The sequence below is a fragment of the Pseudomonas sp. B37(2017) genome (assembly GCF_002112885.1).
Taxonomy (GTDB): Bacteria; Pseudomonadota; Gammaproteobacteria; order Pseudomonadales; family Pseudomonadaceae; genus Aquipseudomonas; species Aquipseudomonas paraglycinae.
In genome coordinates this window covers 227,109-252,646 of record NZ_NEIX01000011.1, presented here as the reverse complement: position 1 = coordinate 252,646, position 25,538 = coordinate 227,109, and the positions used below count along the sequence as shown (strand labels likewise).

The 25,538-nt window shown below is 61.6% G+C and carries 21 protein-coding genes; 6 read left to right on the top strand and 15 right to left on the bottom strand.

The window, feature by feature from the left end; all coding sequences use genetic code 11:
- Positions 1 to 124: 124 nt before the first annotated feature.
- From dxs to CAF90_RS24595, 4 genes are all read right to left on the bottom strand, one after another.
- Complete coding sequence (gene dxs, locus CAF90_RS24610) at positions 125 to 2,023, bottom strand: 1-deoxy-D-xylulose-5-phosphate synthase (protein WP_085608787.1); 1,899 nt, start codon at positions 2,021 to 2,023, stop codon at positions 125 to 127.
- 91 nt (positions 2,024 to 2,114) lie between these two features.
- Entirely contained in the window at positions 2,115 to 3,002 is an 888-nt protein-coding gene (gene ispA / locus CAF90_RS24605) for a (2E,6E)-farnesyl diphosphate synthase (protein ID WP_085608786.1), read from the bottom strand.
- The gene (locus CAF90_RS24600; protein WP_007894317.1) at positions 2,999 to 3,241 is read right to left on the bottom strand and encodes an exodeoxyribonuclease VII small subunit; all 243 of its coding nucleotides are present in this window, start codon (positions 3,239 to 3,241) and stop codon (positions 2,999 to 3,001) included. The genes ispA and CAF90_RS24600 overlap by 4 nt, the downstream gene beginning before the upstream one ends.
- Before the next feature lie 79 nt (positions 3,242 to 3,320).
- A complete protein-coding gene (locus tag CAF90_RS24595; protein ID WP_085608785.1) occupies positions 3,321 to 4,466 on the bottom strand; it encodes a Fic family protein in 1,146 nt (381 codons plus the stop codon).
- 277 nt (positions 4,467 to 4,743) lie between these two features.
- Between CAF90_RS24595 and CAF90_RS24590 the strand changes: the two genes are divergently transcribed.
- Genes CAF90_RS24590 through CAF90_RS24565 form a run of 6 tightly spaced genes read left to right on the top strand, consistent with a single transcriptional unit; the run spans position 4,744 to position 14,917 of the window.
- On the top strand, positions 4,744 to 5,535 hold the full coding sequence (locus CAF90_RS24590) for a YfaP family protein (protein WP_007955537.1): 792 nt from the start codon (positions 4,744 to 4,746) through the stop codon (positions 5,533 to 5,535).
- Between the two features lie 35 nt (positions 5,536 to 5,570).
- The gene (locus CAF90_RS24585) at positions 5,571 to 7,283 is read left to right on the top strand and encodes a DUF2138 domain-containing protein (protein WP_085608784.1); all 1,713 of its coding nucleotides are present in this window, start codon (positions 5,571 to 5,573) and stop codon (positions 7,281 to 7,283) included.
- Positions 7,253 to 7,918 (top strand): DUF1175 domain-containing protein, encoded by a 666-nt coding sequence (locus tag CAF90_RS24580; RefSeq protein ID WP_064382202.1) that lies wholly within the window; start codon positions 7,253 to 7,255, stop codon positions 7,916 to 7,918. Before CAF90_RS24585 ends, CAF90_RS24580 begins: the two co-directional genes overlap by 31 nt.
- Positions 7,915 to 12,480 (top strand): alpha-2-macroglobulin, encoded by a 4,566-nt coding sequence (locus tag CAF90_RS24575; protein WP_085608783.1) that lies wholly within the window; start codon positions 7,915 to 7,917, stop codon positions 12,478 to 12,480. Before CAF90_RS24580 ends, CAF90_RS24575 begins: the two co-directional genes overlap by 4 nt.
- A gap of 1 nt (position 12,481) precedes the next feature.
- Positions 12,482 to 14,101, top strand: coding sequence for a DUF2300 domain-containing protein (locus tag CAF90_RS24570; protein ID WP_085608782.1), 1,620 nt, complete (start codon positions 12,482 to 12,484; stop codon positions 14,099 to 14,101).
- Between the two features lie 3 nt (positions 14,102 to 14,104).
- The gene (locus CAF90_RS24565) at positions 14,105 to 14,917 is read left to right on the top strand and encodes a YfaP family protein (RefSeq protein ID WP_085608781.1); all 813 of its coding nucleotides are present in this window, start codon (positions 14,105 to 14,107) and stop codon (positions 14,915 to 14,917) included.
- A gap of 59 nt (positions 14,918 to 14,976) precedes the next feature.
- Here the strand turns inward: CAF90_RS24565 and CAF90_RS24560 are convergent, their stop codons facing one another.
- From CAF90_RS24560 to CAF90_RS24510, 11 genes are all read right to left on the bottom strand, one after another.
- Positions 14,977 to 15,273: a type II toxin-antitoxin system RelE/ParE family toxin gene (locus tag CAF90_RS24560; RefSeq protein WP_085608780.1), complete on the bottom strand. Its 297-nt coding sequence runs from the start codon at positions 15,271 to 15,273 to the stop codon at positions 14,977 to 14,979.
- Positions 15,263 to 15,502: a type II toxin-antitoxin system RelB/DinJ family antitoxin gene (locus tag CAF90_RS24555; protein ID WP_085608779.1), complete on the bottom strand. Its 240-nt coding sequence runs from the start codon at positions 15,500 to 15,502 to the stop codon at positions 15,263 to 15,265. The genes CAF90_RS24560 and CAF90_RS24555 overlap by 11 nt, the downstream gene beginning before the upstream one ends.
- A gap of 409 nt (positions 15,503 to 15,911) precedes the next feature.
- On the bottom strand, positions 15,912 to 16,652 hold the full coding sequence (locus CAF90_RS24550; RefSeq protein ID WP_085608778.1) for a helix-turn-helix transcriptional regulator: 741 nt from the start codon (positions 16,650 to 16,652) through the stop codon (positions 15,912 to 15,914).
- Positions 16,653 to 16,873: 221 nt separating this feature from the next.
- On the bottom strand, positions 16,874 to 17,401 hold the full coding sequence (gene ppa, locus CAF90_RS24545; RefSeq protein ID WP_007990564.1) for an inorganic diphosphatase: 528 nt from the start codon (positions 17,399 to 17,401) through the stop codon (positions 16,874 to 16,876).
- A gap of 114 nt (positions 17,402 to 17,515) precedes the next feature.
- A complete protein-coding gene (locus tag CAF90_RS24540; RefSeq protein ID WP_085608777.1) occupies positions 17,516 to 18,328 on the bottom strand; it encodes a zinc-dependent peptidase in 813 nt (270 codons plus the stop codon).
- A 4-nt stretch (positions 18,329 to 18,332) separates the two neighbouring features.
- The gene (locus tag CAF90_RS24535; RefSeq protein WP_085608776.1) at positions 18,333 to 18,983 is read right to left on the bottom strand and encodes a DedA family protein; all 651 of its coding nucleotides are present in this window, start codon (positions 18,981 to 18,983) and stop codon (positions 18,333 to 18,335) included.
- Positions 18,984 to 19,210: 227 nt separating this feature from the next.
- Entirely contained in the window at positions 19,211 to 19,672 is a 462-nt protein-coding gene (locus tag CAF90_RS24530; RefSeq protein WP_007958617.1) for an N-acetyltransferase, read from the bottom strand.
- 118 nt (positions 19,673 to 19,790) lie between these two features.
- On the bottom strand, positions 19,791 to 20,624 hold the full coding sequence (gene eutC / locus CAF90_RS24525; RefSeq protein ID WP_371915877.1) for an ethanolamine ammonia-lyase subunit EutC: 834 nt from the start codon (positions 20,622 to 20,624) through the stop codon (positions 19,791 to 19,793).
- On the bottom strand, positions 20,621 to 22,015 hold the full coding sequence (locus tag CAF90_RS24520) for an ethanolamine ammonia-lyase subunit EutB (protein ID WP_085608774.1): 1,395 nt from the start codon (positions 22,013 to 22,015) through the stop codon (positions 20,621 to 20,623). Before CAF90_RS24520 ends, eutC begins: the two co-directional genes overlap by 4 nt.
- Positions 22,016 to 22,095: 80 nt before the next feature.
- Complete coding sequence (gene eat / locus CAF90_RS24515) at positions 22,096 to 23,466, bottom strand: ethanolamine permease (RefSeq protein WP_085608773.1); 1,371 nt, start codon at positions 23,464 to 23,466, stop codon at positions 22,096 to 22,098.
- Positions 23,467 to 23,772: 306 nt separating this feature from the next.
- Entirely contained in the window at positions 23,773 to 25,293 is a 1,521-nt protein-coding gene (locus CAF90_RS24510) for an aldehyde dehydrogenase family protein (RefSeq protein WP_085608772.1), read from the bottom strand.
- Positions 25,294 to 25,538 lie beyond the last annotated feature (245 nt).

Below are 25,538 nucleotides of genomic sequence, written 5' to 3'. Positions count from 1 at the left end.
TAAGCTTTGCCGGGTGGCATTCGCCCTTATGAAAAATCAGAGCGAATACCAACCCAATTTAAGGTTGCAGGGTTCCCCTGCAACATAGAATCTCCCACATGGGGTTTTGCGTGTATCCAGCGAGTTAGCGGCTGAGCAATTCCAGGCGCTCCCGCACCGCCGCTTCGATCCCGACTTCATCCAGCCCGCACTCGGCCAGCATCTGCGCCGGTTTGGCGTGCTCGACGTAAACGTCCGGCAAGCCCAGGTGCAGCACCGACTTGAGGATGTTTTCGCGGGCGAGGAATTCGCTGACTGCGCCACCGGCGCCGCCCATGATCGCGTTCTCTTCGATGGTCACCAGCAGGTCGTGGCTGTTGGCGATCTCGCGTACCAGCGCTTCGTCCATCGGTTTGACGAAACGCATGTCGACCACGGTCGCGTCCAGCGTCTCGGCGACTTTCAGGGCTTCGGCCATTTGCACGCCGAACACCAGCAGGGCGACCTTGTTGCCCTGACGACGCACCACGCCCTTGCCGATCTCGATCGGTTCGAGGTCTTTCTCGATGGTCGCGTTCGGGCCGGTGCCGCGCGGGTAACGCACCGCCGCCGGGCCGTTGTACAGGTGGCCGGTGGTGAGCATCTTGCGCAGTTCGTTCTCATCGCTCGGGGTCATGATGACCATGCCCGGGATGCAGCGCAGGAACGACAGGTCGAAGCTGCCGGCGTGGGTCGGGCCGTCTTCGCCCACCAGACCGGCGCGGTCGATGGCGAACAGCACATCGAGGTTCTGCACCGCGACGTCATGCACCAACTGGTCGTAACCGCGTTGCAGGAACGTCGAGTAGATCGCCACCACCGGTTTTGCGCCTTCGCAGGCCATGCCGGCAGCGAGGGTCACGGCGTGTTGCTCGGCAATCGCCACGTCGAAGTAGCGCAGCGGGAAGCGTTCGCTGAACGCCACCAGATCCGAGCCTTCCTTCATCGCCGGGGTGATGCCCACCAGGCGCGGGTCGGCAGCGGCCATGTCGCACAGCCATTCACCGAATACGCCGGAATACTTCGGCCCGCCGGCCTTTTTCGGCGCAGCGGCCGGGGCGTCCAGCGGTTCGAGCTTGGTAATGGCGTGGTAACCGATCGGGTCGACTTCCGCCGGGGCGAAGCCTTTGCCTTTCTTGGTGACGATGTGCAGGAATTGCGGGCCTTTCAGATCGCGCATGTTGCGCAGGGTGGCGATCAGGGTCGGCAGGTCGTGGCCGTCGATCGGGCCGATGTAGTTCCAGCCCAGTTCTTCGAACAGGGTGCCGGGAACCAGCATGCCTTTTGCGTATTCTTCGGTGCGACGGGCGATTTCCCAGGCGCCGGGCAGGCGCGACAGCACTTTCTTGCTGCCTTCACGCATGCTCGCGTAAGTGCGGCTGGAAAGGATCTTCGCCAGATAGTTCGACAGCCCGCCGACGTTGCGCGAGATCGACATGTCGTTGTCGTTGAGGATCACCAGCATGTTGGCGTCGACTTCCGGCGCGTGGTTCAGCGCCTCGAATGCCATGCCGGCGGTCAGAGCGCCGTCGCCGATCACCGCAATCGCCTTGCGATCACTGTTCTGCAGGCGGGCGGCGATAGCCATGCCCAGCGCGGCACTGATCGAGGTGCTGGAGTGGCCGACGCCGAAGGTGTCGTACTCGCTCTCGGAACGGCGCGGGAAAGCCGCGATGCCGTCCTTCTGGCGCAAGGATTCCATGCGCTCGCGACGACCGGTGAGGATCTTGTGCGGGTAGGCCTGATGACCGACGTCCCACACCAGCCGGTCGTCCGGGGTGTCGAAGACGTAATGCAACGCGATGGTCAGCTCGATGACGCCCAGGCCGGCACCGAAATGCCCACCGGTCTGGCCGACCGTGTAGAGCAATTCCAGGCGCAACTCATCAGCCAGGGTTTCCAGCTCGGCTTCGCCTAACCGGCGCAGGCCGTCCGGCGTGTTCGCGCGGTCGAGCAGGGGCGTGGTCGGGCGCTTGCGGGGAATCTCATGAAACGTCGTGGGCATCAGGCGAATCGTTATAGGTATAAAAGATGCGGCAGTTTACCTGATGCATCGCCCCCTGCCCACGCGTTGGTCTTTTTTGGCTGATTAGCCTTCAGTTACGCCGATCGACGATATACCGGGCCAGATCGCGCAACGGCTCGGCAGCCGCGTCAAACGGTCGCAGCGCGTGCAGGGCCTGATCGCGCAGTTCCAGCGCGTAAGCCTTGGCGGCGTCCAGACCGAGCAGCGCCGGGTAGGTCGGCTTGTCGCGGGCAATGTCGGCGCCCTGGCGTTTGCCGAGGGTTTCGGTATCGCTTTCGACGTCGAGAATGTCGTCCTGGACCTGGAATGCCAGGCCGATGGCCTGTGCATAAGTCTGCAGGGACTTGAGTTCATCCTTCTCGGCACGGCCGCTGGCCAGGGCGCCGAGCCTGACGCTGACTTCGATCAGCGCGCCGGTCTTGTGTCGGTGCATCTGTTCCAGCGCTTTCTGATCAAGCTTGAGGCCGACCGAACCGAGGTCGATGGCCTGACCGCCGACCATGCCGGCCGGGCCCGCCGCGTGCGCCAGCGCCGTGACCTGTTGCAGGCGGATGTCTGCGCTCAGGTCGCTCAGACGCGGGTCGAGCAGGGCGCTGAACGCCAGGCTTTGCAATCCGTCGCCGGCCAGAATCGCGCAAGCTTCATCGAATTTCTTGTGAGTGGTCGGCTGGCCGCGACGCAGATCGTCGTCGTCCATCGCCGGCAAATCGTCGTGCACCAGCGAATACGCGTGGATCAGCTCAACCGCACACGCCGCGCCGTTGGCCTGTTCGGCCTTGCCGCCAAGGGCTTCGCACGCCGCGTAGGCCAGCAGCGGACGCACGCGTTTGCCGCCGTTCATCACGCTGTAGCGCATGGCTTCATAGAGGCGCGCCAGTTCTGGCAGCGGGGCGTTGAACAGGGTTTCCAGTGCCGCGTTGACCCGCGCCTGGCTGGTGGCCGAATACGCTGCAATCATTCTGGCTGATCCGCGTCGAAGGGTTCCTCGGCGAGTTCGCCATCGCGCTCCAGCAACACCTGGACCTTCTGCTCGGCCTGGGCCAGCGCCGCCTGGCAGTCACGGGTCAGGCCGATGCCCTGCTCGAAAGCGGTCAGCGAGTCTTCCAGCGACAATTCACCGTTCTCCAGACGCTCCACCAGCGTTTGCAGGTCGGCGAGGGACTGTTCGAAATCCAGTGCAGCTTTTTTGCGGGCCATGGCGGCTAATTCCGGTTGACGTTAAACCGGCGCGACACTAGCAGATAGGGGGGGTATGGGCAAATGAGCGGGGCTTGGATCACTCTGCGGATTTGCCTGGAAAACTGATCTGATAGCGCGTGCTGCGCCCACCGCCGGGCAGGCGTTCGAGACAACCTTTTTCCAGCAGCTCCGCCAGATGTCGGGTCGCCGTCGCCTTGGAGACTTTTGCCACGGCCTGATACTGCGCCGCACTGATACCGTGCTCGAAACCACGCTCACCACCGTCGAGCAAGCGGTTGAGCACTTTGATCTGCTCCACTGACAGCTCGGATTCCCGGTGCGTTTGCCAGAAGCGTGACTTGCCCAGTACGCCTTCAATCCGCGCAATGGCCTGTTGCAGGCTGCGCAGCAGGGTTTGCAGGAACCATGTGAGCCAGTCAGTGATGTCCAGCGTGGCTTTCTGGCTGGATTCGAGAATCCGGTAATAGCCCGCACGATCATCGAGAATGCTGGCGGACATCGCATAAAAACGAATCGCCTGCGCTTCGCCTTGAGCCAATGCCAGATCGGTGAGGGTGCGAGTCAGGCGCCCGTTGCCGTCGTCGAACGGATGCAAGGTGACGAACCAGAAATGCGCGATACCTGCTCGCAGTAAAGGATCGAGGCCTGCCTGATGCTGACTGGCGTCGAACCACTTGAGAAAACTGTCGAGTTGTCGCTCAAGCCCTTGTCGCGGTGGCGCCTCGAAGTGCACGGTCGGGCGGTCGATTCGCCCGGAAACCACCTGCATTGGCTCATCGCCGCGTAGAGCGCCGACATTGATTGCTCGCGAAAGGAAACCACTCTCCTGTTCTGGAAACAGCCATGAGTGCCATTCCAGCAATCGCTCCAGCGTCAGCGGTTCAGCAAGGCGGCGGGTGGCATCGAGCATAAGTTGAGCCAGCCCCTCGCTGCGCTTGCTGACTTTGTCGCCATCGGGTAATTCCAGCCCCAGGCGCCGTGCCAGCGAAGATCGCACGGATCCGACATTCAACTGCTCACCCTCGATGGCCGAGGAGGTCACGATGTTTTGCAGCAAAGCGTCCAGCTCTGTCTGCGCGCTCAGTGAATGGCTCACCGATCCCGCCATGCCCATCAATTGACCTTGTGCCTGAACACACTCGCGCAACAACGGTGCCAGGCGTTCCGCCTGCCAGTTGAAGTCGGGCCAATCAGGTTGCTGCCAGATCCAGTGAGTCGCCATTGATTGCTGATCCTGAGTGCGTGAGCCGATTAAAACCGCTATTCGGCTCATTTCGTGAGCCGAATATGACGCCTATTCGGCTCATCGTCCACTGGACGCCGTGATTCCCACCGCAAATCCACATGTATCCGATTGTTAAAAAACTGCCGAATCGCTAACCTTCGCGCCTTCTACGACCCGACAGTCACGGGTCTTTCAGACGAAACGCAGTATCGCCCACTGTGAAGCGCCGAGGATCGGGTGCAAGGTTTCGTTCAGGCATGGCAGGAGGCATCACATGCGTTCACTTCTTTTGCTGCTGATCGGCCTGGCCTGCGTGCCGGCGCTGTCGGCTGCACCGAGTGCCGAGATGTCGGAACCGGTGGGCGGCTGGCGCTATCACGGGTTGCTCGATCGCACGGAAAACCCGCAAGTCGCTTATCCCACGCCGCCGATTGATCGCGGCATCCAGCGCAATCGCACGATGATCGAGGGTCAGCTCAAGGCCATCGGGCATCTGCGCCCGCCTCATAGCCTGGCGGTGAATGGCAATCCACTGAATCTGTACACCGACGACCAGGGCCGTTTCGCCCGGCCGTATGCGTTCGGCGCCGGCTCCAACAGCGTCGAGGTGATCAGCGCCGACGGCCAGTCGCTCAAGCGCGTTCAATTCTACGAAGCCAACAATTTGCGCACGCCGGCGCGGATCCGCGTGGTGCTCGGTTGGGACGACCCTAAAGCCGAACTCGACCTGCACGTCATTACGCCTGACGGCCAGCACGCCTTCTGGGCGCGTCCGGCGATGAGCAACGGCGGCGGCCTCGATCCGGACGGCGTCGATGGCCCAGGCCCGGAAATGTTCACCATGACTGCGCCGCTGCACGGCACCTATCTGGTTTACGTCAACTATTGGGGCAACTTCGGTAACGGCGGCTATAACTTCGAGGAGACCAGCAACCAGAACGAGGTCATCACCTCGCAGATCACGCTGGTGCTCAACGAAAACACCGTCGACGAAAAACGCGAAACGTTCATCGTGCCCCTGCGGGCCATCGGTGATCTGCTGCTGGTCAAGACTTTCAACTATTAAGCATCCCGCCACGGATGAACTCGGGTTCTGGAAAGATGAGCGATAACACTGCTACACCGGCCGCCGTAACACCTGCGGGCAAACCTTCCCGGCGCTGGCCGTTGCTAGTGGTCGGGCTGTGCCTGGTGGCCGGCGTGGCGGGCGGGCTCGGCTGGCTGATGCACAAACCGAAGGCGCCGCCGGCGGAACTGGCCAGCGACAAACTCGGCCTCAGCCGCCCGGACGCGCTGCTGGAAACCCGCTCCCTGAGCCAGTTGCCGAAAGACCTGCTGACGGTGCCGTTCCTCAAGGCCACGCTCACCGAGGATTTCGTCTTCTATTACGAAACCCATGCCGACCGTCTCGGCTTGATCGGCAGCCTGCGGCGGATCATCTACGAGCATGACCTGAAGCTGCAGGACAGCCTGATCGAGCAACTCTTCGATCAACCGGCAGACGTGGCGTTGTGGCGTGGCGCCGATGGTCGGCTGAAGGATTTCCTGTTGGTGATGGATCGCGGCGGGCTGGCCAAAGTGCTGGAACCGCTGGCGAAAGTCGCGCTGGATGATTCGCAACTGAGCGTGTTCAGCACCCTGAAAGTTGGCGGCGATGAAGTGCTGCTCTATCAACTGACCTACAACGCCGGCAAATCCCTGCTGTTCGCCTCCCGTAGCGACAAACTGGTGGTGCTGTCTAACCCGACCAAATTCTACGACCCGGAAAGTGGTGCTTCCGAGGAGTCCGGCCACGTCTCGCCGCAAGCGCTGGCGGCGCTGCTCAACGGTGAAAAACTGTTCCCCGAAGCATTCGGGCTCACGGCCAAGACACCTGAAACCAAGCAGCGCCTGTCGGTCAATTCCAGTGTTCTGGCCATGGGTTACCAGCGCTTCATCCCGAACTTCGCCGGCCTGCGTTTCGACATGGACGACAAGGGCTGGCATAGCTATCTCGCCATGGACGAACTGGAGAACCAACCGGACTTCGATTTCAAACCGGTCTGGCAAGCCATGCCGCTGGGCGCCAGTGCCTGCGTGACCTTGCCGGTGGCGGCCGAGCCGCAAAAACCGTTGCTGGTGAAACTCGGCGCCGAAGAAGCCGTGGCGCAGAAACTCACCGAGCACGTGGCCGGCGCGGCGGGCCTGTGCTGGTACGCCGATTCGCGGCTGTACACGCCATTGCTGGTGGCCAGTCTGAACGACGAAGACAACGGCAAACTCGACGCTGATATCGGCACGCTGTTCGATTCGATGGTCGGCGCCTACGAAGGCAAGGTCGACGAACATGCGTTCCCGGTGGTCGAGAAGCAGGAAGGCCAGAGCCACCTCTGGCAGCGTCAGGTCAGCTCCAACTTCGGCCCGTACGCGGCCAAGGATGCCGAAAACCCGGACGCGATCACCGGCCGTGCTTTCATGAAAGTCAGCCTGGCGCGCCACGGCTCGACGCTGCTGTTTTCCCTCGACGACAAACTGGTCGACAAGGCCCTCGGCACCCTCGACAAGCGCTTCCCGCCGATGGCCGACGTACTGCCGAAAGACGTGCTGATGCCGATCTACTTCGGCCCGGATTCGATGGCGCAACTGATCCAGCAGGAAACCCTCGACAGCCTGCCGCAGGACATGGAGCCGGTGTTCTACAACGCCGCGCAAACCTACCTGATCCCGAAACTGCGCACCCTCGGCGGCATGGGCAAATACGCCCTGACTTTGCCTGAAGGCAGCGAGCCTGACGGTCACTGGCAATGGCTGCCGCTGGAGTGGAAAGCGCTGTGACTGGATTGATTCGCAGCCTTGGCCTTCTGGCGCTGTTGCTCAGCGCTGGTGCCCGAGCCGTTGAGGCGCCGGCCCTCGATCCGCAGCAGTCCCAGGTGTTTCGCGCCTGGTTCGTGCGCATCGCCCAGGAACAATTGAGCAAAGGCCCAAGCCCACGCTGGTACCAGCAGGACTGCGCGGGGCTGGTGCGTTTCGCCGCCAACGAAGCGCTGAAAGTCCACGACGATAAATGGCTGCGCAGCAATGGCGTGTCCAACCGCTACCTGCCGCCGGAGCTGGACCTGAGCGCCGATCAGCGCAAGCTCGCCCAGCAATGGCAGCAGGGCGGCGGCAAAGTCGGGCCGTACGTCAACGCGATCAAACTGATTCAGTTCAACAGCCATCTGATCGGCCGCGACGTGTCCCAGGCACGGCCCGGCGATCTGATGTTTTTCGATCAGGGCGACGACCAGCACCTGATGATCTGGATGGGCCGCTACATCGCTTATCACACCGGCACGACCACCCCAACCGACAACGGCATGCGTTCGGCAAGCCTGCAGCAACTCATGACATGGAAGGACACCCGATGGATACCCGACGCAGCCAACCCCAACTTCATCGGCGTCTATCGACTGAACTTTCTCTCCCAATGACCGGTGCCCGCATGCTGCGTTTACTGCCTTTTCTGTTGCTGTTAGCCCTGCCGTTTTCGGCCGTGAATGCCGAAGACACCGTGGAGCCAAGCGGTTACACGCCGGTCTCCGGTGAAAGCTTTTTCCTGCTGGCCGACAGCAGTTTCGCCGCCGACGAACAGGCGGTGGTGCGCCTCGAAGCACCGGGTCGCGACTATCGCCGTTTCCGCATGGAACCGTACGGCGGCGCCGATATCCGCGTGTACAAGATCGACAAGCCGCTGGACTTTCTCAAGCGCCAGAAGAACCTGCACCGCGTGGTCAGCGATGGCCAGTTCAAGGGCGAAGGCCTGTCGAACACTCTCGCGTACCTGTGGGACAACTGGTACCGCAAATCCCGTCGGGTGATGCAGCGTGCGTTCTCCTATGAGTCGCGTCAGCAAGTCACCGAAGAAGTGCCGGAATTGAAGATGGGCAACGCCATCGCCGCGCCGACACCGTACGACGCGCAACCGCAATTCGTCCTGATTCCGGGCCTGCCGGTGGTCAGCCAGTTCCGCTATCCGCTGTGGCAGGCCAAGCCGATCCAGCCGCCGACCGGCGTCAATCTGGCCGGGTCTTCCAGCGAGTTCGTCAGCGTCGCGCCGGGTAACGTCTACATCCCGTTGGGCAATCTGAAACCGGGTCTTTATCTGGTCGAAGCGCTGATCGGCAAGTACCGCGCGACCACCATGGTCTTCGTTTCCAACACCGTGGCGGTGAGCAAGATTGCCGGTGATGAATTGCTGGTGTGGGCCGCGCGCAAACACGAAGGCAGTTCGGTGCCGAAGGTCAATGTGCTGTGGACCGACGGCCTCGGCGTGATGAGCAGCGGCGCCACCGACACCGATGGTCTGCTGCGCCTGAAACACGTCAGCCCGGAGCGTTCGTTCGTGATCGGCGAGGACGAGGAGGGCGGCGTATTCGTTTCGGAAAACTTCTATTACGACAGCGAAATCTACGACACCAAACTCTACGCCTTCACCGACCGGCCGCTGTATCGCCCGGGTGATTGGGTATCGCTGAAAATCGTCGGCCGCGAATTCAAGAATGCGCGGGACTCGGTATTGCCGGGGGCAGCGGACGTTAATGTCAGCGTACTCGATGCCACCGGCACCGAATTGCAGCGTCTGGATCTGAAGCTCGATTCCAAGGCCGGCACTCAGGGCCGTTTCCAGTTGCCGGACAACGCGGTGGCCGGTGGTTACGAGCTACGTTTCAACTACAAGGATCAGGCCTACAGCAGCGCTTTCCGGGTGGCGGAGTACATCAAGCCGCACTTCGAAATCTCGCTGAACCTGGCCAAGCAGGATTACCGCACGGGCGAGCCGGTGAAGGGCAGCCTGGTGCTGCTGTACCCGGACGGCAAACCGGTGGCGAACGCCAAACTGACCCTGAGCCTGCGCGCCCAGCAACTGTCAATGGTCGACAACGAGCTGCAATACCTCGGGCAATTCCCGGTGGAACTGACCAGCACCGAACTGACCACCGACAGCAAGGGCAACGCGACCCTCGACCTGCCGGCCGCCGACAAACCGAGCCGCTACATGCTCACCGTGTTCGCCAGCGATGGCGCGGCGTATCGGGTCAAGACCACCAAGGAAATCCTAATCGACCGGGGCGCCGCCAGCTTTCGCCTGACCGCGCCGCAGCGCTTCAGCGCAGTGGGCGACAAGGTCGCGTTCAGCTACGCCAACGAGGGTGGCAGCCAACAGGCCCAGGCCGTTGTGCCGAGCAGCTACAGCTGGGTGCGTCTGGAAGACCAGACCACCGGCGAAGGCAAACTGGCGGCGAAAGACAAAGGCTTCAGCGTCGCCTTCGATCGCCCGGGCACCTACAACCTGTCGCTGAAAGATCAGCACGGTCGAGTGCTCGGTGCGACCGGTCATTCGGTCACCGGCGATGGCGTCAAGGCTGTGCCGGGCACTGTGGAAATCGTCCTCGACAAACCCGAGTACAAGGCCGGCGATGAAGCGCTGGCACTGATCACGTTCCCCGAGCCCGTGAGCGATGCACTGCTGTCGCTGGAGCGCGACAAGGTCGAGGCCACCGCGCTGCTGGCCAAGGGCGGCGACTGGCTGAAGCTGGAAAAACTCAGCGACACCCAATACCGCGCTCGTATCCCGGTGAAGGACAACTTTGCGCCGAACCTGACGTTCTCGGTGCTGTACACCAAAGGCGGTCAGTACAGCTTCCAGAACGCCGGGATCAAGGTGGTCGCGCCGCAGATCGACGTGGCGATCAAGACCGACAAAGACACCTATCAACCGGGCGATACGGTGACGGTCGACCTGACCACGCAATTTGCTGGCAAGGCTGTGCCGGCGCACCTGACGGTCAGCGTGGTCGACGAAATGGTCTACGCGCTGCAACCGGAAGTCGCGCCGACCATCGACCAGTTCTTCTATCACCCGCGCCGCAACAACGTGCGCACCAGCGCCAGCCTGTCGTTCATCAGCTACGACGTGGCGCTGCCGGGCAGCCCGGGCGCGCCGGGCAAGGCCAACCGCAGCGAACGCGGGGTGAAAGTGCTGGAGCGGCCGCGTCGCGAAGACGTCGACACCGCTGCATGGCAACCGGAATTGCTGACCGACGCCGACGGCAAAACCCGTTTCACCTTCAAGATGCCGGACTCGCTGACCCGCTGGCGCATCACCGCGCGGGTGATTGCCGATGACGGTCAGGTCGGGCAGAAGAAGCAGTTCGTGCGCTCGGAAAAACCGCTGTACCTGAAGTGGAGCGGGCCGAGCAAATTCCGCAAAGGCGATCAGCCGCAACTCGGCGTGTTCGCTTTCAGCCAGGCCGAAAAACCGGTCAAGGCTGAACTGGTGACGCACTACGCTGGCGCCGAACAGCGCCTGCCGGTGACCCTCAACAACGGCATCAACTACCTGCCGCTGCCGGCCTTCGCATTGGCCACCGGCGAATGGACCGCCGAGCTGGTGCAGGACGGCAAGACCGCCGACGCCCTCGCGGTGCGCCTGACCGCTACTGGTGAAGGCTGGCAAGTGACGCAGACCCAGAGCCTCGACGTGGCCAGCGGCGACACGCCGTTGACTCTGCCGGCGGACGCTACCGACATTCGCCTGCGTCTTGATGACAGCCCGCAAGCGCTGTTCCGTTCGGCCCTCGACGATCTGCTCAGCTATCCGTACGGCGGCGTCGAACAGACCGCCAGCCGTTTGCTGCCGCTGAGCATCGCTTATCCGTCGCTGGCGTCGAGCCCGCAGATCCGCGACCGCTTGCGCCTGATCATGCAGAACAGCCGTCTGCGGCTGGTGCAAATGGCCGGGCCGTCAGCGAGCTTCACCTGGTGGGGCTTTGATGGTGAGCCGGATGCGTTCCTCACCGCTTACGCGTACTACGCCGACTGGAACGCCAGTCAGGTGCTTGATCTGACCTTGCCGCCGGAGCACTGGCAGCGGGTGCTGGAGGTTTATGCCAAGCAGGCGCCGAACACGCCGTTGCTGCAACGGGCGCTGATCCTGTCATTCGCCAAGCAAATGCATCTGCCGGTCAACACGCTGCTCAGCGGCTTGATGGAGGATCTGGCCAAGGCCGGGGAAGGCAATGCCGAAACCCTGATGGACGATGGCGAAGACAGTCTGGTGATGGGCGATCCGGATTCGGCGCTCGGTCTCGCGGCGGCGCGGGTCTTGACCGCATCGTTGGCCACCCAGTCGAAAGTCGCTTTGCCGGATGCATTCAATCGTCAGCTGGGCGCTGCGCAACAGCGCTTGTCGGTCAGTTCGCAGCCGTTTGCCGAAGCGCTGAACCTGTCGCTGCAACCGTTCGATCAGGCTCGCGCGACAGCGTTGTTGCAACGTCTGTTGCCGCAGCAATCTACCCTCGAGCGTGCACTGGCGCTGACCTGGCTGCAACGCAGCATCGCTCAGGCGTCGCCGACCATCGCGCTGGCACCGGGTGAAGGCTGGAAGAAAAACTACGGCGCGACCGGCGAGATGTTCTGGACGTGGCAAGGTGCTGCGCCGGTGCCGAGCGTGTTGACGGTGTCGGGCACTCAGGAGCGTCCGTTGCGTGCCGCGCTGAGCTTCCAGACCCAGCAACCGGCGGTCGATCCGATGGCGGTGACCATCACTCGTCGCCTGTCGCGTCTGGTGCCGGGTGACGAGGCGTTCACCTTCAAACTGGAACCGGTCGGCACTAAACCACTGTCCAGCGACAGCCTGTACCTGGACGAAGTGATCCTCACCAGCAAGGCACCGAAACCGCTGCGCTACGGCATGCTCGAAGTGCCGCTGCCGCCGGGTGCGGATGTCGAGCGCACCACGTGGGGCATCAAGTTGCAGGGCAAGGACGGCACTGAGCCGACTGCGCTGGAGAAGGCGCGTTTCGAACCGGGTCAACTGGCCTACGCGGTGCCGGTGGATGCGTTGAGCGGTGAATTGCGTCTGCGGCATCTGGTGCGCTTCTCGCAGAAGGGCCAGTTCAACCTGCCGCCGGTGCGTTTCACTCAGGTCTACGCGCCGCAGCATCAGGCCCGGGAAGCGAAGGCCGCCCTTGGTCAGGTCACGGTCAACTGACATGACCCGGCCGCTGGTCTGGCTGCTGATGTGTGTGATTCCTGCGCTGGCGACGGCGCAGGATGAACCGTTGCGCGTGGCCTACAAGGGCGAATTGCTGTCGCTGAACACCACGCAACTGACCGCCCGCGAGCCATTGCCTTCGTCGCTTGATACGCCGCTGGGCAGTTTGTGGAAGGTGTTCGTCTACGCGTGGCTGGTGGATACCGGCGCGCAGGAACCGGCTTATGAATGTCGCGGGCAGTCGAAGGAAGAGGTTTATTGCTGCACGGCGGGCGGGAGGATCGAGCGTGATCAGGCGCTGGTAAAATCCTGCGGGCTGTATTTCGAGCCGGCGCGGTTGGGCATAACCGCTGGCGATTGGAAAACCTATTGGCAGGCGCGACAGGCGCCGTCGTGGTTGCTGGATTTGCCATCGGTGCAACCGGCTACTCGGGTTTCCGTGGCTGACTTGTTGAAAGTTTTATCTTGGCTGCCGGCTCAGGATCAGATGCGCCGTGTGCTGCTTGATGTCGTTCTGAACGCGGCAGACGGCAATGTCGTCGGTGAACTTGGCGGACGCTTGCGGGTGAAAACCTGGAGCTGGCTCGGCGATCAGGACCCGCAATCACGACAGGGCGGATTCGCTGGCTGGACGGCGGACGGCTCGCCGATCTGGGCCGGTGGCCGGGGTACCAGTCAGATGGTTTTGCGGCATTACGGTTCGGCGTTGGCGACGGTGTTGCCTGCATCCTGGCCGGCGGAGGCTGGGCGATGCGTTGAGGTCGGATTGTTCTCGCGTTATCCGGTTTCGCGGGTTCTGTCGGGTGAGCGCGTTGCCGGTTCCGGCCCGTTGCAGGGCGATTTCCGTGTCGAATTCGCCAATGGCAATGCGCTGGATATCCACAGCGATGGCGAACTGTTTCTGCTCAACGACAAACTGGTCGCCCGGCTGGATCGCGAAGAGTACGTCGCCCGTGTGCTGGAGCGTGAAGCCAAACCCGAACCTGCCGAAGCCGCCAAAGCGTTGGCCGTGGCGATCCGGACGTACCTGCTGCAAAACGCCACGCGCAACGGCGAATGTTTGAGCATCGATGACAGCAGCACCCGCCAGCGCGTCGCCCCGCGTCCGGCCTCCGCCGAATCCCGCAACATCGCCGCGTGGACGGCGGACCTGGTATTGGCCGGCAGCACCGTCACCTATCACTCCGATCAACCCGGCCCCGACAAACTCGCCTGGCAACAAGCCGTCGAACAAGCCAATGCCGGCCAGCGTTACGACGCGATACTGCTGCACGCTTACCCGCGCGCCAGCCTCAGCCGTTGGGACAACCCGGTGGCGTCCTGCGAAGCGCTACCCGCCGCGCAGGACTGGCTGCAAAAGCAGCGGCGCGGCTGGCGTCCCAGGCTGGAAAGCGAAACCGGCTACAACGAAGTCAGCACGTTCGCCGTCTGCAAGCTCGCCTTCGGCCGCCCCTTCGTCGACCGCGAACGCCAGCGCATCTATGTGCGCGGCGTGCTGTCCTTGCAGGACCGCCTCGACCTGACTCACGAATACCTGCACCTGGCCTTTGAAGCACATCCCAACGGCCAGGATGAAACCTATATCGAAGGGCTCGCCCGTCACCTTTTGCTGGAATAGACCATGACACTCCGTTATCCACAGGTCTTGCTGTTGCTCTGCGTCTTTGCCGGTGTTTCGCCGGTGATCGCCGCTGACGGCGTAAAACTCGACACCCCGGTCGGCGGCTGGCGCAGCGGCGCGCCTGAAGGCGAGGGCGAAAGCTTCCGCCAGACCGTCAACTACCCGGCCTCCTCGGTAAACACCCCGCTCGGCCAGGCCAACACCGCCCGCATCAGCGGCGAAATCAAAGCCACACCGAAAAACAAAGAGCCCGGCCGCCTGATCGTCAACGGCGTCAGCATGCCGCTGAAAATCGACGACAGCGGCCGCTTCGACCGCCCGTTCTCGTTTCCCAACGGCAGCAACAGCGTCGAAGTCCGCAGCCCGGACGGCCAGCAACGGCACCGCACGCAGTTCCTCAACACCAGCGGCGGCGCTACTCCGGCGAAACTGCGGGTGTTGCTGGCGTGGGACAGCGATGGCACTGACCTCGATCTACACCTGATCACACCCGACGGCGCGCACATCTGGTACGGCGACCGCGTCGCGCCCAACGGCGCGGCTTTGGATGTCGACGTGACCACCGGCTACGGCCCGGAAATCTTCGCCATGCCGGCACCGATCAAGGGGCAGTATCTGGTGTATGTGAATTATTTTGGCGGTGGGTATCGCGGGGATGATGAGGGCGGGGAAGAGGCGGTGCAGCCGTTGACTACCGCGCAGGTGACGGTGATTACCGAGGAGGGGACGCCTAGCGAGAAGATGGAGACATTCCTGGTGCCGATGCGGGCGGTGGGGGAGTTGACGTTGGTGAAGTCGTTTAGTTATCCGTGACGGTAATCGGGCAGCAGGTTGCTGCCCAATTTCAGAATAGATCCTGATGATTAACTGGCTCAGGGTTGGGACGACAATCGATCCAGTGCAGCGTCATAAGCCGCCTCTCGCTCTCTCTTTCCGATAGCGACTACGAACACCACAATTTCGTGATCAATCACCTGATAAATCAGGCGATACCCAGCGCTTTTCAGCTTCACCTTGTAACAATCTGGCAGCTCGCGAAGCCTGTTTGCTTCTATGCGAGGGTTTTCGAGAACCTCGGCGAGTTTCTTTTTGAACTGCTCGCGAATCGTATCGCCCAGCTTGTTCCATTCCTTTAATGCACGACGATCAAACTCAAGGTTATAGGTCATCCAGACTTACCTTGACTCGCTGAGGCGCGGCAAGACGTTCAGTGACCACTGCGATAAGTGCTTCATCTTCTTCACTGAGCAATGCCGCTTTGAACGGCAATTTGCCCCGGTCCGCGACGTATTGAAGCGTTTGGCGCAGAAGCTCTGAGGGCGAAAGCCCGAGCTTTTCCAGCTCTGCGAAGGCGCGTTTTTTCAGTTCGTCGTCGATACGAATGTTGATGGATGCCATGATGGAATACCTGTAATGACGTTTGTCTTTACGGTACAAGCGCGTTTGGTATCCGGCAAGCGCCGATTCAGATTTCGGACGGTAGGCTTGGTTTTTTGGCAGGCATTAAAAAGCCGGCTTGTGGCCGGCTTCTCGGGGACTGGCTTGGTTTATTTTTGGTAAACCGCGCCAGCCTTCAAAACGTACATCCGGATCTTGCGTCCGGCTGTGGGACTTGGTCAGACAGTGGTCTGCCGCGTCAGGCGTCATCTGGGCCGCTTGGCGGGTCGATGCGCGAATGTGGGGCGCAGGATACTGAGTTTTGTTGGGGATTCCCAGTGCGAAGTGCGGGATAGAGCGTTCAATCCGGGAAAAATCCCGAATTTGTACCGACTATCCGGGCCGGCTGCCCCTCACGACAGAAGCTGGCTCAGAGAAACGGCACCACCGGCCGGCGCTTGCCCAGCGTCGACCACCAGAATACCCACCCCAATACATGAATCCGCTGCTCCTCGATCTGCGCCGCGCGGAAGATTTCGTCCGGGTATTCGGCGCTGTTGTGGCTGCGCAGGCGCAGGGCGTTGCCGGGCATGCGATGCAGGTATTTGATGCGCAGCATGCCGTCGTGTTCGATGGCGTAGATTTCGCCGTCCACCACCTGGGTGAGGCCGCGGTCGATGGCGAGGGTGGAGCCGTCTTCGATTTTCTCGGCCATGCTGTTGCCGATCATGTGGGTGCAGATGGCGTCAGTGTGGCGGATTTCCAGTGTTTCGAGGTGGCTGCGGGGCAGGCGGATGGTTTGTTCCGGGTCCTTGATGACGTGGGTCTTGCCGGAGCCGGGGGCGGTCGGGGTTTCCTTGTAGAGGGGCAGTTCGATGTCGTTGGTGTCTAGCACCGTGTACACGCCGCGAATGGCATGGGCATCGAGGATGTCGCCCGACTCTGTATGCAGGTGCGGGGCGTCTTTCGGGCCTTCGCCGGTCTTCAGCCATTGGCTGTTGACGGACAGCAGGCGCGCAACTTCTTCCATGCGGTACGCGGGTACGCCCCGGGTGTACCAGTTATGAACGTTTTGGGCTTCCGTGCCCCAGAACTTTGCGAATCCCGTGGTGGTGATGTTCGCAGCTTCCAGGAGTGCCTTGAATCTTGGACCGCTAGTGTTCTTTCTCATAAACACGAGTCTACGGCCGGCCTAGAGCGGTTTGAATAAACCTTGCGTTCAAAATCAGGGCAAATTTTGCGACGGGATGTAAGACGTCCTTGTGGGAAATTACACACACCAAAACTTTTCTGTAGGTCGCTATAAACAAGCTGTTTAAGCACCTATCGGGCAGGCACAAAAAACCCCGGATCAACCGGGGTTTTCTTCAAGCGTGTCGCAGGTCGCGAGGCTTAGCCTTTGTAGGCAGCAACCGACTTGGTGATCGCTTCGCGGGCGGCGTCTGCACCGGCCCAACCTTCGATTTTCACCCATTTGCCTTTTTCGAGATCTTTGTAGTTCGCGAAAAAGTGCTCGATCTGCTGGATCAGCAGGGCTGGCAGGTCAGTGTATTCCTTCACGTCCACGTACAGCTGGGACAGCTTGTCGTGTGGAACTGCGATGACTTTGGCATCGCCGCCGCCGTCGTCGGTCATGTTCAGGATGCCGACCGGGCGCGCGCGGATCACCGAACCTGGAGCAACCGGGTAAGGGGTTACAACCAGCACGTCGAGGGGATCACCGTCGTCAGCCAGGGTGTTCGGGATGTAACCGTAGTTGGCCGGGTAGAACATCGGGGTGGCCATGAAACGGTCAACGAACAGGCAATCGCTGTCTTTGTCGATTTCGTATTTGATCGGCGCGTGGTTGGCCGGGATCTCGATCGCGACGTAGATGTCGTTCGGCAGGTCTTTGCCAGCCGGAATCTTGCTGTAGCTCATTGGGCGTTGCCCCCGTTAGTTGACCAAAAACACTTGGCCGGATTGACCAAAAAGTGGCGGCGATTATAGGCATATTCTGCCGTGGACGCCACGTACCGGAAGTCGTGCAGACCTTTACTCGTGAGCCTGATAGACCGGGTCGGTGGCCTGAAGTTGCTTCAGGCGCGCCAACGGATCCTGGCGGTAGAAAAGCTGCAACTGCGCATACACCTGTGGATAAGCCTCGTGCAGCAGATCCGGAGCGCTGAAGAAGTACTCGCTGGTGACGGCGAAGAACTCGGCCGGGTTCTCGGCGGCATAGGGATCGATGGCGGTTTCCGCCTCCGGGTTGCGGTCGAGCTGGCGGTTGAGATCGTCGTACGCCGCCTGCATCACCTCGGCCCAGTCGCTGACCCGCATGTCGGCGTGCACCGGCGGCAGGCCGTTGGCGTCACCGTTGAGCATGTCGAGCTTGTGCGCCAGTTCGTGGATCACCAGGTTGTAACCTTCCCAGCCACCACTGGCCATCACCCCGGGCCAGGCGAGGATGATCGGCCCTTGCTGCCACGCCTCGCCGCTGTGTTCGCCGTCCCACTCATGTTCGACGCCGCTGGCATCGCGATGGCGCTGGGGACTGAGGAAGTCGTCGGGGTAGAGGACGATTTCGTGGAAACCCTGATACCAGTTCAGATCGCCGAGATGCAAAAGCGGCAGTTGCGCCTGGGCGGCGAGCAGCAGGCGTTGTTCCTGGTGCAATTCGACGCCGGGCAGGGCGGTCAGGTGTTTGTCTTCGAGGAACAGCACGCTGGCTTCGCGCAGCCACTGGTCTTCAGTGGCACTGATGCCATCGAGAAAACTCAGGTGATGGCGCACCCGCTGCCACAGTTCGTCGGCAATCGGGTGCCTGGCCAGAATGCGCCGGCGGCGCCAGGCGCTCAGCGACCACATCGGCTTAGTGCGATTGGGCTTTGGCGCCGCCGAAACGGCTGCGCACCAGACCGAGGATCATCGGAATCAGCGACAGCAGGATGATGCCGACCACCAGCAACGACAGGTTTTTCTTGATGAACGGTACGTTGCCGAAAAAGTAACCCAGGGTGACCAGACCGCCGACCCAGAGAATTGTCCCGAGGACACTGAAGCCGAAGAAGCGCGGGTAGGGCATTCTCGCCACGCCAGCGACGAACGGTGCAAAGGTACGGATGATCGGCAGGAAGCGCGCCAGCGTAACGGTTTTGCCGCCGTGCTTGTCGTAAAAGTCGTGAGTTTTCTGCAGGTAGTCGCGGCGGAAGATTTTCGAGTTCGGGTTGCTGAACAGCTTCTCGCCCGCCGTTCGTCCGATCACGTAGTTAGTGCTGTCGCCGAGGATCGCCGCCAGCATTAGCAGGCCCGCCAGCAATACCGGGTCCATGCCGCCGCCCGCAGCCACTGCGCCGGCGATGAACAGCAGGGAATCGCCCGGCAGGAATGGCATCACCACCAGACCGGTCTCGCAGAAGATCACCAGAAACAGGATGGCGTAGATCCATGGCCCGTAATTATTCACCAGCAGGTCGAGGTAAACGTCGAGATGCAGGACAAGATCGAGCGGGTTGAAATCCATGGAGGCACCTGTGGTGACGGCCTGACTCGGCAGACCTGTGCGGATGACTTCGTGTAAGCCTACAAGCAGGTGTAGTTTTTCTTACAAGCCGGAAAGCTCGGGATTATACGGTTTGAGAGGTGAAAAGCGCGTTGGTTTTGTAGCGGGGGATGTCGGTGTGAACAAATGTCGGGTTGGCATTCATTTTGGGGAGGGAGTCTGCTCCCTCCCCGCAGGGCACTCCGCGATCAGAGCTCGTCGCTGATCGGCAGCACGTAGTTCTTGAACTCGGTGTCTTCCTTGAATCCGATGGATTCATAGGTTTTCTGCGCCACTTCGTTGTCGGCACTGGTGGAGACGCGCATGCGCACGGCCTGGGTTTCTTTGGCCATTTTCTTGGCGGTGCGGATCAGGTTGTCGGCTACCAACTGGCGGCGGGCGTCTTCGGCGACGTAGATGTCGTTGAGGATCCACACGCGCTTGAGCGACAGGGAGGAAAAGCTCGGGTAGAGCTGGCAGAAACCCATGAGCTTCTTGTCGTCGTCATCGGCCAGGGCCAGGTAGATCACCGATTCCTTGCGTCGCAGGCGCTTTTCGAGAAAGGCCCGGGACGAGTCCGGATAGGGCAGGGAGCCGTAGAACTCGCGGTACTTAACGAACAACGGGGTCAGCAAATCCAGGTGTTCGAGGGTCGCTTGGATAATCCGCATGGTAGGTCTCGTCCTTCAATTGGCTGTCTTCACGTGGGGCTGACGGCATCGGGAAACCTTGGGCGGCCGTTCGTCGATCCTGCCTCAAACCGGCGCAGAAAGGCAATGCGGAAACGGTTCAGGCTGGGGGCGGATCGAGTAGGAAATTACTCTTCATGTCTGCACCGGCTTCCGATTCCAGCGTCTGAACCTGCGCTTCATCCTTCAGATTGACGCCCGACAGCTGGCGCCGACAGGCTTCGCGCATCAGATACAGCAAGCGATGCGCCGCCATGCCGTAGCTGAGCCCTTCCAGCCGCACATTGGAGATGCAATTGCGGTACGCATCCGTGAGGCCGACTTTTGGATTGTAGGTGAAATATAAACCCAGGCTGTCCGGCGAACTGAGGCCCGGACGCTCTCCAATCAGCATCACAACCATTTTGGCGCCCAGCAACTGGCCGATTTCATCGCCTATTGCCACTCGACCCTGTTCCACCAGCACTACAGGTGCGATCGACCATTCGTCGGCGCTCATCTGTTCTTCCAGACGGGTGAGAAACGGCAGGGTATGCCGATGCACCGCCAGCGCTGACAGACCGTCCGCCACCACAATCACCAGATCCACGCCGCCCGGATGCGCCTGGGCGTATTCGCGCAGAGTTTGCGCCGATTGATCGCTCAACTTGCGCCCCAGATCCGGGCGTTGCAGGTAGCTATTGCGATCTCCCGCCGCGCTGTGCAGCAGCAAACTGTCACGCTGGCGCTCGGTCAGTTGGGCGCTGAGCCCGGCGTGATCGAACGGCAAATGCACCGCGTCCCGGGCCTGGGCGTGGGCGTACTGGAAATCCAGCTGTGCACGGGTCGGCAGGCTGGTGCCAGTGCGGCCGAGGGCAATGCGCGCCGGGGTCAGACGACGCAGCTCCAGCCATGGGTTTTGTGGATCGGCGGGTGGTTTTTCCATCTGACTCATCCCAGTTGCGCCAAGGCCTGGCGGAAGGCCGGCGGCAGATTGTTGCCGAAGCGGACCTTGCCGTCCGCCTGGGTGAAGATGCCCATGTTCGCCAGCCACTGCTCGAACTCCGGCGCCGGTTTCAGGCCCAGAGTCTGCCGCGCGTAGAGTGCGTCGTGGAACGAAGTGGTCTGGTAGTTGAGCATGATGTCGTCGGAACCGGGGATGCCCATGATGAAGTTGATCCCGGCCACGCCGAGCAGGGTCAGCAGGGTGTCCATGTCGTCCTGGTCGGCCTCGGCGTGGTTGGTGTAGCAGATGTCGCAGCCCATCGGCACGCCGAGCAACTTGCCGCAGAAATGATCTTCGAGGCCGGCGCGGATGATCTGTTTGCCGTTGTAGAGGTATTCCGGGCCGATAAATCCTACGACGGTGTTCACCAGAAACGGCTTGAAATGGCGCGCCACGGCGTAGGCCCTTGTCTCGCAGGTCTGTTGATCGACGCCGTGGTGGGCGTTGGCTGACAGCGCACTGCCCTGGCCGGTTTCGAAATACATCAGGTTCTGCCCAAGCGTGCCGCGATTGAGGCTCAGGCCCGCTTCATAACCTTCCTGCAAGATGTTCAGGTTGATGCCGAAACTGGCGTTGGCCGCTTCGGTGCCGGCAATCGACTGGAACACCAGATCCAGCGGTACGCCACGGTTGATCGCTTCTATAGAGGTGGTGACGTGGGTCAGCACGCAGGCCTGGGTCGGAATGTCGTAGCGCTGGATGATCGCGTCGAGCATTTCCAGCATCGCGCAGATCGAGGCGATGCTGTCGGTGGCCGGGTTGATGCCGATCATCGCGTCGCCGTTGCCGTACAGCAGACCGTCGAGAATGCTCGCGGCGATGCCGGACGGTTCGTCGGTCGGGTGATTGGGTTGCAGCCTTGTGGATAACCGTCCACGCAGGCCGAGGGTGCCGCGAAACTTTGTGACGACGCGGATCTTCTGCGCCACCAGCACCAGATCCTGCACGCGCATGATCTTCGACACGGCCGCGACCATTTCCGGCGTCAGACCGGGGGCGAGGGCGCGCAGACTGGACTCGTCGGCCGCTTCGCTCAGAAGCCAGTCGCGAAAGCCGCCAACCGTAAGATGGCTGACGACCGCAAAGGCCTGTTTGTCATGGCTGTCGAGGATCAAGCGGGTGACTTCATCGGATTCGTAGGGGATCAGCGCTTCCTGCAGGAAATGCGTGAGCGGGATGTCGGCCAGCGCCATTTGCGCGGCCACCCGCTCGCCATCGTTGAGCGCGGCGACGCCGGCCAGGAAGTCCCCGGAACGCGCGGGGCTGGCCTTGGCCATCACGTCCTTGAGGCTGTCGAAGCGGTAGGTCTGGGCGCCGACGGTATGGGCAAATGCGGCCATGGGGCGCGTTCCTCCTGAATGAATGCTTTTAGTGCGGGCACCGAGCCCGAGGCCCGATGCCGGTGCAGCTCAGCTAGCGTTTAGATACCTTCGAGCATAGCGTCTGCCGGGGCTTCGGAGCGTTGCTTGGCGGTCAGCTGGAAGTACAGGTAGCCGGCGGCCATGAACCCGAGGAACACACAGCCGATCAGCGTGTTGAACCAGGCCATCGCCACCAGGCACACCACCGCCAGGAACAGCGCGATGGCCGGCACCACCGGGTAGCCCGGTGCGCGGAAGGTGCGCTCCAGGTTCGGCTCGGTTTTGCGCAGTTTGAACAGGCTGAGCATGCTGATGATGTACATCACGATGGCGCCGAACACCGACATGGTGATCATCGCCGCCGTCAGGGTCATGCCTTGCAGATTGACCAGTCCGTCGCTGTAGATCGCCGCGATGCCGATTACGCCGCCGGCCAGGATCGCCCGGTGCGGGGTCTGGAAGCGCGAGAGTTTGGCCAGGCCTTTCGGCAGATAACCGGCCCGGGCCAGGGCGAAGAACTGCCGCGAGTACCCGAGGATGATCCCGTGGAAACTCGCCACCAGCCCGAACAGGCCGATCCACACCAGCATGTGCATCCACGTCGAATTGTTGCCGACCACCGCTTTCATCGCCTGTGGCAGCGGGTCGTTGATGTTCGACAGTTGACGCCAGTCGCCGACGCCGCCGGCCATCACCATCACACCGATGGCCAGGAACACCAGGGTCAGGATGCCGCTGACGTAGGCCCGTGGAATCGTGCGTTTCGGATCTTTGGCTTCCTCGGCCGCCATGGCCGCGCCTTCGATGGCGAGGAAGAACCAGATCGCGAAGGGAATCGCCGCGAAAATGCCCGGAATCGAGCCCATCGTGAACTCATTGGCGCCCGACCAGCCGTTCAGCACGAAGTTGCTGAAGCTGAAGCCCGGTGCGACCACGCCCATGAACACCAGCAATTCGGCGACGGCCAGCACGGTCACCACCAGCTCAAAGGTCGCGGCGATGCTGACGCCAAGGATGTTCAGGGTCATGAACACGAAATACGCGCCGACCGCCGCGAGTTTTGGATCGAGTCCCGGATATTGCACATTCAGATAGGCGCCGATGGCCATGGCGATGGCCGGCGGGGCGAACACGAATTCGATCAGGGTGGCGATGCCGGCGATCAATCCGCCTTTCTCGCCGAACGCCCGGCGGCTGTAGGCAAACGGCCCGCCCGCGTGGGGAATGGCGGTGGTCAGTTCGGTGAAACTGAAGATGAAGCAGGTGTACATGGTCGCGACCATCAGGGCCGTGACCAGGAAACCCAGGGTTCCCGCCGTGCCCCAGCCGTAACTCCAGCCGAAGTATTCGCCGGAAATCACCAGGCCGACGGCAATGCCCCAGAGGTGCAGGGTGCCGAGTGTGGGTTTGAGCTGTGTGGTGGAAGTCATAAGTCCTCTCTGTCTTTTTTATTGTTCGATCTGTTGGACTTTCGGGTGCAGCGGTTGATTGGGTGGATGCTGTTCACGCAGCGGCAGTGTTCACGCAAATCCTGAATGACGGGTACGCAAGGCCCGTGCCAGAGCGGCCAGGCTTTGTGTCGTGTCATTAAGGACGCCTTCGCGAGCAAGCCCGCTCCCACATTGGATTTGTGCAGAATCCAATAATGTGGGCCGACGCAAGTCCCTGTGGGAGCGGGCTTGCTCGCGAAGGCCATTGAACAGGCAACACAGAATCATCTGTGTTGCCCCGAGGTTTTAGAAGAAGCCCAGCGGGTTGATGTCGTAGCTCACCAGCAGGTTTTTGGTCTGCTGGTAGTGGTCGAGCATCATCTTGTGGGTTTCACGGCCGACGCCGGACTTCTTGTACCCGCCGAACGCGGCGTGCGCCGGGTACAGGTGGTAGCAGTTGGTCCACACACGACCGGCCTTGATGGCGCGGCCCATGCGATAGGCGCGGTTGATGTCGCGGGTCCAGAGGCCGGCGCCCAGGCCGAACTCGGTGTCGTTGGCGATGGCCAGGGCTTCGGCTTCGTCCTTGAAGGTGGTGATGCTCACCACCGGGCCGAAGATTTCTTCCTGGAACACACGCATCTTGTTGGTGCCCTTGAGCAGGGTCGGCTGGATGTAGTAACCGGAAGCCAGGTTGCCTTCGAGTTTTTCCACCTTGCCGCCGGTCAGCAGCTCGGCACCTTCGCCCTTGGCGATTTCCAGGTACGAAAGGATCTTGTCGAATTGCTGCTCGGACGCCTGGGCGCCGACCATGGTGTCGGTGTCGAGCGGGTCGCCACGTTTGATCTGGCTGACTTTCTTCATCACCGCTTCCATGAACTGCGGATAGATCGACTCCTGGACCAGTGCACGGGACGGGCAGGTGCAGACTTCGCCCTGGTTGAAGAACGCCAGTACCAGGCCTTCGGCGGCTTTTTCAATGAAGCTTGGCTCGGCCTGCATGATGTCTTCGAAGAAGATGTTCGGCGACTTGCCGCCCAGTTCAACGGTGGACGGAATGATGTTTTCGGCGGCGCATTTCATGATGTGCGAGCCGACCGGGGTCGAGCCGGTGAAGGCGATCTTGGCGATGCGCTTGCTGGTGGCCAGGGCTTCGCCGGCTTCTTTGCCGAACCCTTGCACCACGTTGAGCACGCCCGGCGGCAGCAGGTCGCCGATCAGTTCCAGCAGCACGCTGATGCCCAGCGGGGTTTGCTCGGCAGGTTTGAGTACCACGCAGTTGCCGGCGGCCAGGGCCGGGGCGAGTTTCCACGCGGCCATCAGGATCGGGAAGTTCCACGGGATGATCTGGCCGACCACGCCCAGTGGTTCATGGATGTGATAGGCGACGGTATTGCCGTCGATCTCGGCGGCGCTGCCTTCCTGGGCGCGCAGGCACCCGGCGAAATAACGGAAGTGGTCAGCGGCCAGCGGGATGTCGGCGTTGAGGGTTTCGCGGATGGCTTTGCCGTTGTCCCAGGTTTCGGTGATCGCCAGGGTTTCGAGGTTCTGTTCGATGCGGTCGGCGATTTTCAGCAGGACCAGCGAGCGCGCCTGGGCGGAAGTTGAGCCCCAGGCATCGGCAGCGGCGTGGGCGGCGTCCAGGGCTTTTTCGATGTCTTCGGCCGTGGAGCGCGGGAATTCGGCAATCGGTTGGCCATTTACTGGCGAGGTGTTGGTGAAGTACTGACCTTTGACAGGCGCGACGAACTCGCCGCCGATGTAGTTACCGTACTTGCTCTTGAACGAGACTTTGGCGCCTTCAGTACCGGGGTGAGCGTAACGCATGATGTTCTCCTTGGCTGTTGTACTTATCAGAGAGACGCGCATGAGCGCTTGCTATAAGCGTAGAGCAAAGGTCGGGCCACTGCCGTGCAGGTCAGGCAAATCAAGGCCTTGCGTGATTTTTGTCGGACAAATGGCAAGCGTCTGTGACGGTATCGGTACAGCTTGGGTGACAGTTTGTACCGCTTCTGGCACAACCCGTGACCGGGCGGTCTTGCCAGCATTGCAAAGACCGGTTGGCTGGAGGA

Bases quoted from the DNA above. Each gene is read 5' to 3' on its own strand.
- dxs (WP_085608787.1), bottom strand. From the start codon at position 2,023: ATGCCCACGACGTTTCATGAGATTCCCCGCAAGCGCCCGACCACGCCC.
- ispA (WP_085608786.1), bottom strand. From the start codon at position 3,002: ATGATTGCAGCGTATTCGGCCACCAGCCAGGCGCGGGTCAACGCGGCA.
- CAF90_RS24600 (WP_007894317.1), bottom strand. From the start codon at position 3,241: ATGGCCCGCAAAAAAGCTGCACTGGATTTCGAACAGTCCCTCGCCGAC.
- CAF90_RS24595 (WP_085608785.1), bottom strand. From the start codon at position 4,466: ATGGCGACTCACTGGATCTGGCAGCAACCTGATTGGCCCGACTTCAAC.
- CAF90_RS24590 (WP_007955537.1), top strand. From the start codon at position 4,744: ATGCGTTCACTTCTTTTGCTGCTGATCGGCCTGGCCTGCGTGCCGGCG.
- CAF90_RS24585 (WP_085608784.1), top strand. From the start codon at position 5,571: ATGAGCGATAACACTGCTACACCGGCCGCCGTAACACCTGCGGGCAAA.
- CAF90_RS24580 (WP_064382202.1), top strand. From the start codon at position 7,253: ATGGCTGCCGCTGGAGTGGAAAGCGCTGTGACTGGATTGATTCGCAGC.
- CAF90_RS24575 (WP_085608783.1), top strand. From the start codon at position 7,915: ATGACCGGTGCCCGCATGCTGCGTTTACTGCCTTTTCTGTTGCTGTTA.
- CAF90_RS24570 (WP_085608782.1), top strand. From the start codon at position 12,482: ATGACCCGGCCGCTGGTCTGGCTGCTGATGTGTGTGATTCCTGCGCTG.
- CAF90_RS24565 (WP_085608781.1), top strand. From the start codon at position 14,105: ATGACACTCCGTTATCCACAGGTCTTGCTGTTGCTCTGCGTCTTTGCC.
- CAF90_RS24560 (WP_085608780.1), bottom strand. From the start codon at position 15,273: ATGACCTATAACCTTGAGTTTGATCGTCGTGCATTAAAGGAATGGAAC.
- CAF90_RS24555 (WP_085608779.1), bottom strand. From the start codon at position 15,502: ATGGCATCCATCAACATTCGTATCGACGACGAACTGAAAAAACGCGCC.
- CAF90_RS24550 (WP_085608778.1), bottom strand. From the start codon at position 16,652: ATGAGAAAGAACACTAGCGGTCCAAGATTCAAGGCACTCCTGGAAGCT.
- ppa (WP_007990564.1), bottom strand. From the start codon at position 17,401: ATGAGCTACAGCAAGATTCCGGCTGGCAAAGACCTGCCGAACGACATC.
- CAF90_RS24540 (WP_085608777.1), bottom strand. From the start codon at position 18,328: ATGTGGTCGCTGAGCGCCTGGCGCCGCCGGCGCATTCTGGCCAGGCAC.
- CAF90_RS24535 (WP_085608776.1), bottom strand. From the start codon at position 18,983: ATGGATTTCAACCCGCTCGATCTTGTCCTGCATCTCGACGTTTACCTC.
- CAF90_RS24530 (WP_007958617.1), bottom strand. From the start codon at position 19,672: ATGCGGATTATCCAAGCGACCCTCGAACACCTGGATTTGCTGACCCCG.
- eutC (WP_371915877.1), bottom strand. From the start codon at position 20,624: ATGAGTCAGATGGAAAAACCACCCGCCGATCCACAAAACCCATGGCTG.
- CAF90_RS24520 (WP_085608774.1), bottom strand. From the start codon at position 22,015: ATGGCCGCATTTGCCCATACCGTCGGCGCCCAGACCTACCGCTTCGAC.
- eat (WP_085608773.1), bottom strand. From the start codon at position 23,466: ATGACTTCCACCACACAGCTCAAACCCACACTCGGCACCCTGCACCTC.
- CAF90_RS24510 (WP_085608772.1), bottom strand. From the start codon at position 25,293: ATGCGTTACGCTCACCCCGGTACTGAAGGCGCCAAAGTCTCGTTCAAG.